Below are 14,811 nucleotides of genomic sequence, written 5' to 3'. Positions count from 1 at the left end.
CACCGATGCACGGCTGTCAAACATCTGTAAGGCTATGTAAGAAAGTCATTGAGTGTAGCCGACGCCTTCTGGCTTGCAAAGTGCCATGCAGCGATGAATGCCAATAAGCGTGGCTGGCCAAGCGTTATATTCAGCATAAGCCCGGTTGAGGAGCGCTAAAAAGGCGTAGAGCTGCGGGACGACAAACATTCTGGGGTAGCGGTGAGGCGAAGGACTAAATGCAGAAAATTGGATACCAATGTACAAGGCTTTTTCAGGTTCCATTAAATGCAGAAAGGGAAGGCCATCTGGCCTTCCCCTTTTCAATAAGCACTTGTTACGTGCCCTTCATCCGCGTCCTTGCGGCTATTCTTTTTCGTGATGGCACATCGCCCTGAATACGCAACGCAGTTGATGGTGGCCATGCTACAGCCAATTCCAATCTTGCTAGTTCCAACCGCCTCGTATTCAAAACAATAATCCAACCGCGATCTTCTTCACCCAGCGTATTATTTTTGTTGGTGCCGGGTCGTACGTATGGTCTGATTTGTTATTGTTATTTCAGACAACGTACATCGCGTCTAAATTTGAGTCTATCGCAGCGATCTTCTGTACATCCATTCTTGTTCTTGTTGGTTATGGCCTATACAAACGCTGCAAATTGCAATGTCTACCTGTTGTTCTTGTTGGTGTAGCGCTTGCAGGCTTGGCCGATATTGTTTTTGTTATGGCTCAAGCATGTGTGCTGTCAGACGTTGTTTTTGTTGGTGACGACAATCACACGACTCATTTGGGTAATTTGTTTTTCTTACCCATATTAGTTGCACTCGCTGTGCCAAAGAATTTAAATTTTAATATAAACAAGTATTTATTGGTTTTTGGGCTGGCAGTGCTAGCATTTGGAGCAAGCAGTGTTACTGGCTGGAAGCCATTTTTGTGCGCGCGTTGTGTGGTGAGGTAACACCTTGGTGCAGCGTATCGGGGCGATAGTATTTCTTGATAGAGATGAAGTAGACCTTGGTCATAGAGTCTTTGGGCAACGCTGAAAAAGCCAGATAAAAAGCGCCAATATTTCCTGGCCACCCAGCCTCAGTCAGGACGTCGCGGAGCCTTCTTGCGTGGAATCCCTAAGCGTTGGCGGCGTTCCCAAAGGCTTTTGCGGCTGATGCCAAGTTTTTGAGCCAGTTCGGTTTCACTCATCTGATCCTGATGCTCAAGCACAAAATGCTGGAAATAGTCTTCAAGCGATAGGTCATTTTCAGTGTTTGGGTCGCTGCTTTCTTCTTCTGGAGAGCTCGCTGGCGGATGGGATGACGATGTGGCGGCTGTGCGAGGGATGAAAGGGGCAAGGCCAAGGTCATCAGGGTGAATCAGATGGCCTTCAGCCAGAATAACGCCGCGTTCAAGGGCATTTTCAAGCTCGCGGACATTGCCTGGCCACGGGTAGTCGCGTAAATCCTGGCGGGCCGCACGGGAAAGCCGCAAACCCTGGCGGTCATGCCGCTGGCAAGCTTTGTCGAGCAGGATGTCGGCGATTTTCAGAATATCGTCGTCGCGCTCACGCAGAGGCGGCAGGGCAATCTGCATGACATTGAGCCGGTAGTAAAGGTCAAGCCGGAATTCGCCACTTTTCGAGAGTGCACGCAGGTCGCGGTGCGTTGCCGCAATCAGGCGCACATCGACATGGCGGGTTTCCACTGAACCGATTTTGCGAATTTCACCTTCCTGTAGAACGCGCAGCAAACGCGCCTGAGCATCTAGCGGCAACTCACCGATTTCATCCAGAAACAGGGTGCCGCCATCGGCCGCTTCCACCAGGCCGGTGCGCGCTGCGCTGGCGCCGGTAAAGGCACCTTTTTCATGACCAAATAACTCGGATTCAATCAGGGTTTCAGGAATCGCCGCGCAGTTGACGCAGATAAGGGCTGCGTTTGCCCGTTTGCTTTGCTGGTGAATGGCGCGGGCCACCAGCTCCTTGCCGGTACCGGATTCGCCCTGAATCAGCACGCTAACATCGGCAGGGGCGGTTTTGCGGATGCGGGTGTAGACCTGCTGCATGGCATCGCAATTACCCACCATGGTCTGGCGGCCGCCGCCCTCATCAGTAATATCCGGTGCCGGACTTTGGCGAATTGATTGCTGATGCAGAATGCGGGAAACGGTTTCAAGCAGCTCAGCGTGGTCGAACGGCTTGGCAATATAGTCGACCGCGCCCTGTTTAAGCGATTCGATTGCCGAGCGCATACTGGCATAGCTGGTCATGATCAGTACTGGTACCGGCGTGGCGCGCTCTATCAGCGCGGTTCCAGGGTCTCCCGGCAGGCGCAGATCGCTAATAATCAGGCTGTAGTCAAGCAGCTCCAGGTCATGACATTCTTCAACGCTGCCTGCCTCAGTGACGTCGTAGTCGTTACGTTCCAGCAAGCGCTTGAGCGCGCTGCGTATGATGGCTTCATCCTCAACAATCAGAATCCTGGGCATGGGGCTTCACATCATCCTGTTGGTAAAGTGGCAGCCATAGGGTAATGGCTGTGCCGCAAGTGTGTCCGGGCGGCGGCGATGCAACATCAATCCTGCCTTGATGCTCACTGATGATCTGGTAAGCCAGTGACAGCCCCAGCCCGGTTCCCTTGCCGGCCGGCTTGGTCGTCGTGAAGGGTTCAAAAAGACGATCGCTGATGGCAGGGTCAATACCGCTGCCATTATCGCGCACCTGCCACCAGGCGCGTTGTTCGGTGATGCCGGCGCTAATCTGTATCTGGCCATCTGCCTGGCAGGCATCCCGAGCATTGCTCAGCAGATTGACCATGACCTGGGTAAGCCGCTGAGCATCGCCGCACACTACAATATCCTCTGGGCAGGTATTGATAAAGCGGGCATCGTCGCTGCTGCGTGCCAGGTGGATCAGATGCAGGGCATCCTCACTGATCATTGACAGGTTGACCGGTTCGCAAGGCAGCGGCAAGGCCTGGTGGCCACCGTGAGCAAAGCTGACCAGGGTATTGACGATTCGAGTGACTCTTTGGGTCAGCTGCTGGATATGGTCGGCGGTTTCCAGCAGGGCCGGATCCTCCGTGTCATAGCGTAAATTCTGTGCCAGCGATGAAATGCCGGTAATCGGGTTGCCGATTTCATGGGCCACGCCTGCGGCTAGCTGGCCGATCGATGCCAGGCGTGCGGCATGAACCAGCTCATCTTCCAGGCGTTTCATTTCGCTGTGATCTTCAATCAGCACCACGCTGCCACCACGGCTGTCATAGCCGCTTAATTGCGCCGTGTGCAAGGTCAGGAAGTAGTCTTGACCATGCAGGTGAGCAGGCTCTTTGTAAAGCGGCGTCGCCTCGCTGTGCAACGCCTTGCCGAGCAGGGTTGACCAAGGCAGCGGAAGGCTGTCCAGGCGTGAGCCAATGATGCTGTCGCCGTTAATACCGGAAAGCTCGGTCAGGGCGTTATTCCACATCAAGAGTTCACCGTCATCGCCAAAGACGCATAACCCCACGGGCAGATAAGCCAGGGTCTGGCGATGATGGCGACGTAGCCCATCGAGTTCGCGGGCCAGACCGGTCAGCCGAGAGCGGTAAGCTTCCAGGCGGCTTTCGACGAAGTGAATATCGTCGGTCGCTGGAAGGTCATCATGGCGGTAGGGCAGGTAGCGGTCGACGATATCACGCGCCACAGAAGGCCCCATCAAGCCTGAAAGATTGGCCTGAATGCGGTCGCGCAGGCGCCGCAATGCATAAGGTCGGCGCTCCTGAGCATCAAGGTTGAGCGCTTGAAGGGCGCGGTTGACCTCGCGGCTGGCCGCTTCGTCGCCCAGGGCCTGAGCCAGGTGCAGGGTGAAATCGGCCACCGTGACGGCTTCCAGCGGCATGCGCTTGGAGCGAATCACGGCGTCAACGGAGCAGGCTTCAGCGGCAGATTTTTCGCCGTCAGAGGTGCGGCTGAACAGCGAAACGCAAATCAGCAGCAGAATATTAATCGACAGGGAGAGCAGGGTAATCTGGTACCACAGTGGCGCATCAGCAGGCGTTAGCGGCGTAAACGGCAGGCTGGGCAGGGGAAGATCAACAAACAGAGGTAGCCATAACCCCCATAGCCAGATGCTCATCCCGGCCACCAGGCCAGTAATGACGCCATTGCGATTGGCGCCCGGCCAATACAGCAGGGCCAGCATGCCGGGCAGGCACTGGGCCATGCCGACAAAGGCGGCGAGCCCAAGGGTAGAAAGATCCGGCTGGTGGCTGACGCTTTGATAGAACAGCCAGCCGCTGATAATAACGCCGATAATTAGGGCGCGACGCAGCCAGCGTAACCAGCCATAAAGATCCGTGCGCGCTTCCGGCGGACGTGCTACCAGCACAATATGATTGAGCACCATGCCGGAAAGTGCCAGGGCAATAATAATCATGGTGCCGCTGGCGGCGGCAAGCCCGCCGATAAAGGCCAGCACCAGCACCCCGCTATGTTCGCTGACCATGTAAATGGCATAGGCGGGAAGCTCAATGGGCATCTCGGCGCGTGATTGGGCGGCCCACCAGATCACGGGCACGGGGAGCGCCATCAACAGCAGAAACAAGGGGAGTGTCCAGCTGGCCTGTAGCAGCGTTTGGCGTGATAGCCCTTCTGCAAAGGTAATATGAAAAAGGTGCGGCATCAGGAAGGCAGCGGCAAAAAACAGCAGCAGGAAGGTACGCCATTGAGCCGCTTCAAGTTTGGGTGTCTGTTGCTGCAGCGCCTGACCTTCGTTGGCCAACCATTGCTGTACATGCTGCGGCCCGTCGAAAACGCCCCACAAAGCGACGCCCCCCAACACCAGAATGGCCGTCAGTTTGACAATCGATTCCAAGGCAATGGTCGCCAGCAGCGTGTCGTGGCGGGCATGCTGATCGCTATGGCGAGCGCCGAAAAAAACCGCAAAAGCAGCAATCATAAGACAGAAAACCAAGGCAATGCCAGAGCCTTTGTGGCTGCCGGTGAGCATATCAATGCCATCACCCAGGGTTTTGACCTGTATCCCCAGCAAAGGCAGCACGGCGAGCAGGCTGATCAGGGTCACCAGAGTACCCACCCAGCGCGAACGAAAGCGAAAAGCAAACAGATCGGCCAGTGAGGCAAGCTGATAGGTGCGGGTGATGCGCTGAATGGGCACTAGCAGTACAGGGGCCAGCAGAAAGGCACCTGCAGCACCCAGATAGTAGGCAAGATAGCCAAACCCGGCATGGGCGGCCAGTTCCAGGCTGCCATAAAACGCCCAGGCGCTGGCGTAAACGCCGAGTGCCAGGGTGTAAACAATGGGATGGCGCAGCAGCCGCACGGGGATCCAGCCGCGCTCGGCTGCCGTGCCACATACAAACAGCAGCGCCAGATAGCCGATGCCTAAAAACAGCAGCAGAGAAGCATCCAGCGTCATTGATTCAACGTTCATCCAGCTTCCTTTTCTGTTCCAGCCAGATGGTCAAGGCAATCAGGCTACCCCAGATCAGAAAGGGGCGGTACCAGGCGATATCCGGGTTGCCCCAGCCATTCATCAGCAGAGGCGACAGCAGATAGCCGCCAAACACCAGAAACAGCACTATGCGATAAACGTACACGGCGACTCCTTGAACGAAGGCTAGCAGGCGTAGCGGTGTGGCTCAGCCTTCAGTTTTGCGACCTGCCAGTGCTCAATGGCCCAGGCCAGCTGTTCGCTGACAGTGGCATTGGCCAGCTCGGCGGGGGGAGACTGGTCGAGTAGCTGCAGCGCCTTGAACAGCTGCTGACGAATGGCGTGGGTGTTGTCAGCCAGCGCCGGTGCCAGGTTCTGCTTGGAGAGCTTCTGGCCCTCTTGGGTCACGACCAGGGGCAGATGCAGGTAGCGTGGTTGAGGGTAGCCCAATGCCACCTGCAGCTGGCGCTGCCAGGGCGTGTTGTCCAGCAGGTCGATACCTCTGACTACATCAGTGATGCCCTGATTGGCATCGTCAACCACCACGGCGAGCTGGTAGGCCCAGAGGCCATCCTTGCGCTGTAGCACCACATCACCGTATTCCGCCGGGTCGTGGGTTTGTGTACCAAACAGGCGGTCCTGCCAGTTAACCGGGCGTTGGCCAAGGTCGCTGCGCAGACGCCAGGCAACCGGCTGTCCAGGAGCCTGTACGCCGTTACGGCACCAGCCAGGGTAAATGGCATGGTCACGCCACTGTTTGCGCGAGCAGCTGCACGGGTAGGCTAGCCCTTGGGCCTTCAGCTTTTCCAGTGCCTGTGCATAGGCCTCGCCCCGTTGATGTTGCCAGCATACGTCACCCTCCCAGTGCAGGCCAAAGGCTTCCAGCTGTTGCAATATGGTGTCTGCGGCGCCGGGCGGGCAGCGGGGTGGGTCGATGTCTTCAATGCGCACCAGCCACTCACCTTGGGCAGCGCGAGCATCCAGATAGCTACCCAGTGCCGCGATCAGTGACCCCAGGTGCAAGGGGCCGGACGGAGTGGGCGCAAAGCGGCCACGGTAGGCGCTGTGTGAAGGCATGAGCATAGCCTCGCCTTTGCTGATGACAGTTCGACAAACAAAAACGGGCACCTTGCGCAGGTGCCCGCCAGTCGTGCGGTGATGAGATTAACCGCCGAGCTGTTTTTCCTTGAGTTCAGCCAGCGTCTTGCAATCGACGCACAAGGTGGCTGTTGGGCGTGCTTCGAGGCGGCGAATGCCGATTTCCACACCGCAGGCCTCACAGAAGCCGTAATCGTCTTCATCAATCTTGTCGAGCGTCTCGTTGATCTTCTTCAACAGCTTGCGCTCGCGATCCCGGGTACGCAGTTCCAGGCTGAAACCCTCTTCCTGGGTGGCGCGATCCGCGGGGTCGGCATAGTTGTTGGCGTCTTCCTGCAGGTGACGCACTGTGCGATCTACTTCTTCCATTAAATCCTGCTTCCAGTCGAGCAAAAGCTGACGGAAGTGCTCTAGCTGCTGTTCGTTCATATACTCTTCACCCGCTTGCGTCTCATACGGGGTGAATGATTTGGACGCTTCCGCTTTCTTTTCCGCTACTGGCATGGGACTGCCCCCTACATAAATGACTACCAAAATGATGGCTTATCAACCATCCGCGAGGTAATGATCGCGTGCCAAAAGGATGCTTGTTTAGCTGAAATGTTCTTTTTTTGCAAGCATAATAGCTACTTTTATACGATGGTTTATCTCATAACTGCCTGCTTACTGGTCTCGTGACCGCTTTCATGACCGCCTCTGTTGTCGAGTCTGACGGGGATTGTCATTGAAAACAAAGTCGGCAATATGGCAGGCAGACATTAAGGAGTCAGCATGGTGTGGAATTCGCGCGTCGCCAAGGTCGCCCCTTTTCGAGTGATGCACCTTCTGGAAATGGCCCAGGCACGCGAAGCGAGCGGGCATGATGTGATTCACCTGGAAGTGGGTGAGCCTGACTTTCCCTCACCTGAACCGGTGATGGCTGCCGGGCAGGCGGCGCTAGCCGCGGGGCAGACGCGCTACACGCCGGCCGCTGGTCTGCCTGCCCTGCGTGAGGCTATCGCACAGCACTATGAGCGGCACTTTCAAGCGAAGGTTGATCCGTCACGGATTCTGATCACGCCCGGTGCTTCAGGGGCCTTGCTGCTGGCTAGCCAGCTATTGGTAGAGGCCGGTGACCGGGTGTTGATGGCCGACCCTAACTACCCCTGTAACCGGCATTTCATGGCCTTGGCGGGGGCTGAGGTGGATGCCGTGCCTGTTGGGCGTGATACGGGCTGGCAGTTGGATGCCAGCCTGATAGCGGCTCACTGGCGGCCAGCTACCCGGCTGGCCATGCTGGCATCGCCTTCCAACCCGACAGGCCACACGCTGAGTGCCAAGGCGCTGCAGGCCGTACAGCACGCGGTGCGCCAACGGGAAGGCCACCTGGTGGTTGATGAGATTTACCAGGGGCTGAATTACGATGATGCACCGCTCTCGGCGCTGTCGCTCAGCGATGATGCGTTTGTGGTCAACAGTTTTTCTAAATACTTTGGCATGACCGGCTGGCGCCTGGGCTGGCTGGTCGCGCCGGAAGGGGCGGTTGAGCCTTTGACGCGGCTTGCCCAGAACGTGTTCCTGGCGGCATCGACGCCCGCGCAACACGCTGCTCTGGCGGCCTTTACGCCTGAGTGTCGCGAGATTCTTGAAGACCGTCGACAGATCCTGAAAAACCGCCGGGATGTGTTGCTGGCAGGCTTGAGCAAGCTGGGGCTGGCACCGGACATGCCGCCTCAAGGGGCGTTTTATCTATGGCTGGATATTTCCCGCTATAGCCGTGATAGCCAGACGTTCTGCGAGCAGTTACTGGTAGAGGAAAACGTGGCCATCACGCCGGGTATTGATTTTGCCGTGCAAGGCGGAGAGCAGTTTGTGCGTATTGCCTTCACCACGGACGTGGCGCGTCTGGAAGATGCCATTGAGCGAATTTCACGCTTTGTGAGCCGTCTGTGAGCCTGCATTATCCACCCTTGGTGGCAGGCACCCTGCAGCGGCGCTACAAGCGTTTTCTGGCCGATGTCAGGCTGGATGACGGCCGTGAGGTGGTGGCGCACTGCCCGAATACCGGTTCAATGAAGGCGGTCAATGTGCCGGGCGCCAGAGTGTGGTTATCGCCAAGTGACAACCCGGCGCGCAAACTTGGCTGGACTTGGGAGTTGATTGAGTTACCCCAGCCAGATGGCAGTGCTGCCTTGGCCTCAGTGCACACCGGGCGCACCAACAGGATTGTGGAAGCAGCCCTTGCACAGCAGAAGATCGCGCCACTGGCGAGTTTCGTGACCCTGCGCCGTGAGGTCAAGGTGGACGATGCGCGCCTTGATTTCATGCTCGCAGATGCCAATGGTGGACTCACCTGGGTAGAGGTCAAGCAGGTCACCCTCAAGGAAAACGACGGCCACGGCTACTTTCCTGATGCTGTCAGCACACGCGGGCTAAAACACCTGCATACGCTGGCCAGGCTAGCGGAAAGCGGTGAACGGGCAGTGCTGCTGTTTTGCGTTGCCCATGAAGCCATTGAGGATGTCGCCGCTGCCGCGCATATTGATGCAGCCTATGCGGCGGCGCTTGAAACTGCCGTGAACAAAGGCGTAGAGGTGCTTGCCTATGGCGTTGAATTTGAACGCGACGGGGAAACGCCCGTCTCCGTGAGGCTGGCGCGGGCGTTGGTGTTTCAGCGTTCGATATAGTGTTTCAGCGTTCGATATAGAACCGCTCTACAAAGCTAACCGTTTCCGGCTCGGCATTGCGGTCATAGCGTACATCAAGAACAAAGCGCATGGGCTCGTCATGGCGTAGCGTGAAGGTTGATATCTGATTGATCGTATCGTTTTCACGCATGGTCTTGAAACGCAATGATTCCTCACTGCTGCTGCCGGAAAGCTCGCCCACGCTACCCTCAATGCTGGCACTGACGGGTGCCATGCTGCCGTCTTCCTGTTCCTGCAGGACGCTGACATTGACCAGCCCAAGCCCCACGCTGCGCTGAATACCATACGTCTGGGCGACTTCCGGGCTGAGAAAATCAGTGCTGATGGCGCTATAGTGAATCTGATAATCACCCACCTGGGTGTATTGTTGTGCGCAAGCGGCGGTGGCGCCCAGGCTCAGGCCGCTAACCACAAGGCTGCCCAGTACAGCCTGCTTGAGAAGTTGTACTCGTGATAACGCTTGCTTGAAAGTTGTCTCTAGCATGGTCGTGATTCTCCCGTGATCAAGAGCGGCGACGAACGCGAAAAATGGCAATTTCACCAAACAGGTTAGGCCATAAACGCGATGTCCAATGGCCGCGGTGGTCACCCACGCCAACGGCGCGGTCAACGATCATCAGACCCTTATCGCGGCACAGGTGTTCAAAATCGTTGAACGTCGACAGATGGATATTGGGTGTGTCATACCAGGCATGCGGCAACGACTTGGATACCGGCATATAGCCACGCAGGCCAAGGTGTACCCGATGACGCCAGTAAGCGAAATTGGGGAAGGTAATAATGCCTTCCTCAGCGACGCGGAGCATTTCATCGAGCATTTTATCGGGGCGGCGCAGCGCCTGTAGCGCCTGGGTCATGATCACCAGGTCATAGCTGTTAGCACTGAAGCTGCTTAACCCATCGTCAAGGTTATGCTCGATGACGCTCACGCCACGGCTGATGCAGCGGGTAATGCCGTCCGGATCGATTTCCAGCCCGTAACCACTGACATCTTTATCCCGAGCCAGCGCCTCAAGCAGGGCGCCATCGCCACAGGCCAGATCCAGGACGTGAGCATTCTCGGGAACCCAGTCGTAAATGATTTCCAGATCGGCGCGCATCACTGAGTCACCTCATCGTTTGCTGGCATTAACCCTGTCTCTTTGGCCGCACGCTGCATGAAAGCGCTAAAAACCGCATGGTAGCGATCATCCGGCAACAGGAAAGCATCATGGCCATAGGGTGAGTCGATATTCGCATAGCTGACGGGTTTGCCCGCCTGAATCAGGGCATCTACCAACTCCCGCGAGCGGGAGGGCGGAAAGCGCCAGTCGCTGGTAAAGCTCACCACCAGAAACGGGCATTGCGCGGGGGCCAGAGCCTCGGCCAGGTTGCCGGCGTAACGCGCTGCCGGGTCAAAGTAGTCGAGCGCCTTGGTCATTAGCAGGTAGGTGTTGGCATCAAAGGTGGTCGAGAACGTATCGCCTTGATAACGCAGATAGGATTCCACCTGAAATTCGACATCGAAGCCAAAATTAAGATCATTGGTGCGCAGGTCACGCCCAAACTTGCTGCCCATGGCATCTTCAGAAAGATAGGTGATATGACCGACCATGCGCGCCAGTTTGAGCCCGCGCTTGGGGAGGGTCTGATGCTCACTGTACCAGCCAGCGTGAAAGTCTGGGTCTGAACGAATGGCTTGGCGGGCGACCTCGTTAAAGGCAATGTTCTGGGCAGATAGCCGAGGCGTTGCGGCAATCACCACCGCATTGGCGATGCGTTCCGGAAACGCCATACTCCACTGCAGCACCTGCATACCGCCCAGGCTGCCGCCCACCGCTGCCGCCCAGCGTTCAATTCCCAGACGGTCAGCCAGGCGCGCCTGGCTGTTGACCCAGTCACTGACGGTCACCAAGGGAAAATCCGGCCCCCACAGGCGGCCGGTGTCACTATTGTGGCTCAATGGCCCTGTGCTGCCGTGGCAGCCCCCCAGGTTGTTCAGTGATACGACAAAAAAGTGGTTGGTATCAATCGACTTGCCAGGGCCGATGTGGGAATCCCACCAACCGGGCTTGCGTTCTTCATCGTTGTGATACCCAGCCGCGTGATGATGGCCAGAAAGCGCATGACAAATCAGAACAGCATTGCTGCGTTCAGCATTCAGGCTGCCGTAGGTTTCATAAACCAGGTCAAAATCGGGCAGCACTTTTCCACACGCCAGGGCAAGCGGCGTATCAAAATGCGCTACCTGCGGCGTAATAATCCCCACGGAGTCCGCAGGAAGCGGGTCATTAAGACGGTGCGACTCAGGCATGAAAGACGTTACCCCGGGCGTTCAAAAAAATCGTTGAATGAATCACAGCCCGACCAGAGCGCCGGACATCCCTGCTGCTCTTACCAGCGCCCCTACCACCAGGCCGTCGAGCAGGTTGATGGCAATAAACACCACGATAGGAGACAGGTCGATCATGCCTAATGGCGGAATGACCTTGCGCACGGGCGCCATGATGGGCTCGACCAGTTGCATCACCAGCATTGCTCCCGGATGGCTGGCATTGGGAGCCACCCAGCTGAGAATGATCATGATGATCAGAGCAAAGAAATAAATCTTCAGAATGGCGTTAGCAATAGCAGCGACACCGCCGATCAGCAGGCCGACAATGGGTGGAATGCCAACGCCGACCAGCATAAAGATGACGACCATGCTGACGACTTTAAGGGTAAAGCCAGCGGCCAGGGTGGCGAGGTCAAAGCGCCCGGCCACCGGGCCAAGAAAGCCCTGGAACAGCCCCACCACAGGCTGGGTGATCTTGACCACGGATTGACTCATCGGATTGTAATAATCCGCCTGTGAGGCTTGCAGCAAAAAACGCAGCATCAGGATAAACAGGTAGATGTTGATCAGTGAGTTGACCAACATCAAGCCAGCGCTGCCCAAGGAATTGCCCATAGAAGATCTCCGTTATTTAAATCGTCGTGAAGTGGTTATTAACCGGCGCTAAGCTCTTTGGACATGGCCTGGGCGCGGTCGGCGCAGGCTTGCATGGCATCAGCAATCGTTTTACGCAGCTCGGCGTCTTCCATGTGCTGGATGGCGCGTTCGGTTGTACCGCCGGGCGACATGACATTCTGTTTCAAGGTGGCGGGCGTGTCTTCGCTGCGTTGGGCCATGGTGGCGGCACCCAGCGCCGTCTGAATGGCCAGACGGCGTGCTGTGTCAGCAGGCAGCCCCAGTTTGACGGCAGCTTCTTCCATGGCTTCAAACATCAGGAAAAAATAGGCTGGAGCACTGCCGGAAACCGCTGTCACGGCATCTATCAGGGCTTCGTCTTCAACCCATTCGACAATCCCGACGGCTTCCATCATTTGGGCAGCCGTGTCGCGCTGTTCAGACGTTACCGCCTGATTGGCAAACAGACCGCTGGCGCCGTAGCCCACCAGTGAAGGAGTGTTGGGCATGCAGCGCACAACCGCATGGCCACCGCCCAGCCATTGATTGATGGTTTCGGCATCAAGGCCCGCGGCGATGGAAATAATCAGCGGCCGTTGCTGCAGGGCAGTTTCCTGCATGGCCTCGCACACGTCGCGCATGATTTGCGGCTTGACGGCGAGCACAACCACATCGGCATTGTGAATGGCCGCATTGTTATCCGTCTGGGTATTTACTCCAAAACGCTGACTGACAGGGCGCAGCATGTCCTCAGTGGGAGACGTAGCGGTAATGCTGTCAGGGGCAATGCCGCTGTCGATCAGGCCGCCGATAATAGCGCTGGCCATGTTACCTGCGCCGATAAAAGTGATGTTGGTCGCCATGAAAAATCCTGTTGTAAAATGTGTGTTTCAGCGGTAGCAGCGGTGGTTAGGCCTTAGCGTGCGTCGCGAGCACCAAAAATAGCGGTGCCCAGCCGCACCTGAGTCGCGCCTTCAAGAATGGCCGCTTCGAGGTCATCACTCATGCCCATCGAAAGTGTATCCAGTGGCGCATCCGGCAGGTCGCTTTTGAGGCGTTCAAATGCTTCCCGTAATGCCGCCAGCGGCTGGCGCTGTGCCTCCAGCGTATCGGCTGGCGCTGGAATGGCCATCAAACCACGCAGCTGAAGACGGGGCAGACGGGCGACCTCAGCGGCCAATTCGCCCAATGCTTCCGGTAATACGCCAGATTTCGTTTCTTCCTGGCTGATATTGACCTGAAGGCAGACGTTGAGCGGCGCGCTGTCATTGGGGCGCTGCTCACTGAGGCGCTTGGCAATTTTCAACCGGTCAACGCTATGCACCCAATCAAAGCTTTCTGCTACGGCACGGGTTTTATTCGACTGTAACGGCCCGATAAAATGCCATTCAATGTCAGTCAGGTCGGCGAGCTCAGCTTGCTTATCGAGTGCTTCTTGCAGATAGTTTTCTCCGAACGCCTGTTGACCTGCCGCATACGCCTGGCGAATCATGCTGGCAGGTTTTGTTTTGCTCACCGCCAGCAGTGTTGCATCGGTGGTCGGGCGTCCAGCGTCGATGAGCGCCTTTTCCAGGCGATGACGTGCCCGGATGAGCGACTCAGAAAGCGCATTGTCTGTCATACTCGATTACCTTACCGCAGCTGGGAAGAAAGATGGATATTACCGAACTGCTGGCATTCTCGGCAAAGCAGAATGCCTCTGACCTGCATCTGTCGTCAGGCCTTCCGCCCATGATACGCGTTGACGGCGATATTCGCCGACTCAATGTGCCCGCCATGGACAATAAGGAAGTCCGCGCGCTGATCTACGATATTATGGGCGATCGCCAGCGGCGTGACTACGAAGAGCACCTGGAAGTCGACTTTTCCTTCGAAGTGCCGGGGGTGGCGCGCTTCAGGGTGAATGCCTTTAATCATGCCCGAGGGGCAGGAGCAGTGTTCCGCACTATTCCAAGCGAAGTATTGTCAATGGAAGCCCTGGGGCTGGGTGAGGTGTTTGAGCGCCTGGCGATGCTGCCACGCGGGCTGGTGCTGGTGACCGGCCCCACAGGTTCCGGCAAAAGTACCACCCTGGCGGCGATGATTGACTATGTTAATAACCACCGTTACGAGCATATTCTGACCATCGAAGACCCGGTGGAATTTGTGCATACCAGCAAGCGTTGCCTGATCAACCAGCGTGAAGTGCACCGCGACACCCATAGCTTTGCTGATGCCTTGCGCAGTGCCTTGCGGGAAGATCCAGACGTCATCCTGGTGGGTGAACTGCGCGACCTGGAAACTATTCGCCTGGCGCTGACGGCCGCTGAAACCGGTCATCTGGTGTTTGGTACCCTGCATACCACTTCGGCGGCGAAGACGATTGATCGTATTGTTGATGTCTTCCCCGGCGAGGAAAAATCCATGGTGCGCTCAATGCTCTCGGAATCCCTGCAGGCGGTGGTCTCTCAGACGTTGCTAAAGCGTGAAGGGGGCGGACGGGTGGCCGCTCATGAAATCCTGATCGCTACCTCGGCTATTCGTAACCTCATTCGCGAAGACAAGATTGCGCAAATCTACTCGGCCATGCAAACCAGCGGTGGCTTGGGGATGCAAACCCTGGATGCCTCGCTTAAACAGTTGGTGAAAGAAGGCTTGGTAAGCCGCGAAGATGCCCAGTCGCGGGCCAAGGGTGAACTTTCCCTGTAAGGGTA

At 56.9% G+C, this 14,811-nt stretch carries 14 protein-coding genes; 3 read left to right on the top strand and 11 right to left on the bottom strand.

All coding sequences use genetic code 11. From position 1 onward, the window contains the following. Positions 1-1,068: 1,068 nt before the first annotated feature. The 5 genes from OR573_13785 to dksA form a co-directional block, all read right to left on the bottom strand. Positions 1,069-2,460, bottom strand: a complete 1,392-nt coding sequence (locus OR573_13785; GenBank protein ID XGA79549.1) for a sigma-54 dependent transcriptional regulator — start codon at positions 2,458-2,460, stop codon at positions 1,069-1,071. Next, entirely contained in the window at positions 2,438-5,389 is a 2,952-nt protein-coding gene (locus OR573_13780; protein ID XGA81754.1) for an ATP-binding protein, read from the bottom strand. The genes OR573_13785 and OR573_13780 overlap by 23 nt, the downstream gene beginning before the upstream one ends. Positions 5,390-5,393: 4 nt before the next feature. Further along, positions 5,394-5,570: a hypothetical protein gene (locus tag OR573_13775; protein ID XGA79548.1), complete on the bottom strand. Its 177-nt coding sequence runs from the start codon at positions 5,568-5,570 to the stop codon at positions 5,394-5,396. Between the two features lie 20 nt (positions 5,571-5,590). Then, positions 5,591-6,481 carry a tRNA glutamyl-Q(34) synthetase GluQRS gene (gene gluQRS, locus OR573_13770; GenBank protein ID XGA81753.1) on the bottom strand — a complete coding sequence of 297 codons (891 nt, stop codon included), beginning with the start codon at positions 6,479-6,481 and terminating at the stop codon, positions 5,591-5,593. A gap of 87 nt (positions 6,482-6,568) precedes the next feature. Then, a complete protein-coding gene (dksA, locus tag OR573_13765) occupies positions 6,569-7,006 on the bottom strand; it encodes an RNA polymerase-binding protein DksA (GenBank protein ID XGA79547.1) in 438 nt (145 codons plus the stop codon). Positions 7,007-7,273: 267 nt separating this feature from the next. Between dksA and OR573_13760 the strand changes: the two genes are divergently transcribed. Both OR573_13760 and sfsA read left to right on the top strand, forming a co-directional pair. Continuing rightward, a complete protein-coding gene (locus OR573_13760; protein ID XGA79546.1) occupies positions 7,274-8,434 on the top strand; it encodes a pyridoxal phosphate-dependent aminotransferase in 1,161 nt (386 codons plus the stop codon). After that, positions 8,431-9,168, top strand: a complete 738-nt coding sequence (gene sfsA / locus OR573_13755; protein XGA79545.1) for a DNA/RNA nuclease SfsA — start codon at positions 8,431-8,433, stop codon at positions 9,166-9,168. Before OR573_13760 ends, sfsA begins: the two co-directional genes overlap by 4 nt. Before the next feature lie 4 nt (positions 9,169-9,172). Here sfsA and OR573_13750 read toward each other — a convergent pair whose 3' ends face one another. From OR573_13750 to OR573_13725, 6 genes are read right to left on the bottom strand one after another with little or no spacing between them, the layout of a single operon-like run. Then, positions 9,173-9,673, bottom strand: coding sequence for a DUF4426 domain-containing protein (locus OR573_13750; protein XGA79544.1), 501 nt, complete (start codon positions 9,671-9,673; stop codon positions 9,173-9,175). 19 nt (positions 9,674-9,692) lie between these two features. Then, complete coding sequence (gene metW / locus OR573_13745) at positions 9,693-10,289, bottom strand: methionine biosynthesis protein MetW (GenBank protein XGA81752.1); 597 nt, start codon at positions 10,287-10,289, stop codon at positions 9,693-9,695. Beyond that, entirely contained in the window at positions 10,289-11,482 is a 1,194-nt protein-coding gene (locus tag OR573_13740) for a homoserine O-acetyltransferase (protein ID XGA79543.1), read from the bottom strand. The genes metW and OR573_13740 overlap by 1 nt, the downstream gene beginning before the upstream one ends. Positions 11,483-11,524: 42 nt before the next feature. Next, positions 11,525-12,118 (bottom strand): YggT family protein, encoded by a 594-nt coding sequence (locus tag OR573_13735; protein XGA79542.1) that lies wholly within the window; start codon positions 12,116-12,118, stop codon positions 11,525-11,527. 38 nt (positions 12,119-12,156) lie between these two features. Further along, on the bottom strand, positions 12,157-12,981 hold the full coding sequence (gene proC, locus OR573_13730; protein XGA79541.1) for a pyrroline-5-carboxylate reductase: 825 nt from the start codon (positions 12,979-12,981) through the stop codon (positions 12,157-12,159). Between the two features lie 53 nt (positions 12,982-13,034). Further along, complete coding sequence (locus OR573_13725) at positions 13,035-13,739, bottom strand: YggS family pyridoxal phosphate-dependent enzyme (GenBank protein XGA79540.1); 705 nt, start codon at positions 13,737-13,739, stop codon at positions 13,035-13,037. Between the two features lie 32 nt (positions 13,740-13,771). On the opposite strand from OR573_13725, the gene OR573_13720 reads away from it, so the two are divergent. Then, the gene (locus OR573_13720; protein XGA79539.1) at positions 13,772-14,806 is read left to right on the top strand and encodes a type IV pilus twitching motility protein PilT; all 1,035 of its coding nucleotides are present in this window, start codon (positions 13,772-13,774) and stop codon (positions 14,804-14,806) included. Positions 14,807-14,811: the final 5 nt, after the last annotated feature.

This window comes from Halomonas sp. CH40, from assembly GCA_041875495.1.
In the GTDB taxonomy this organism is placed as follows: Bacteria; Pseudomonadota; Gammaproteobacteria; order Pseudomonadales; family Halomonadaceae; genus Vreelandella.
Note: the sequence above shows the minus strand (reverse complement) of the source record. Positions and strands in the feature narration are given on the sequence as shown.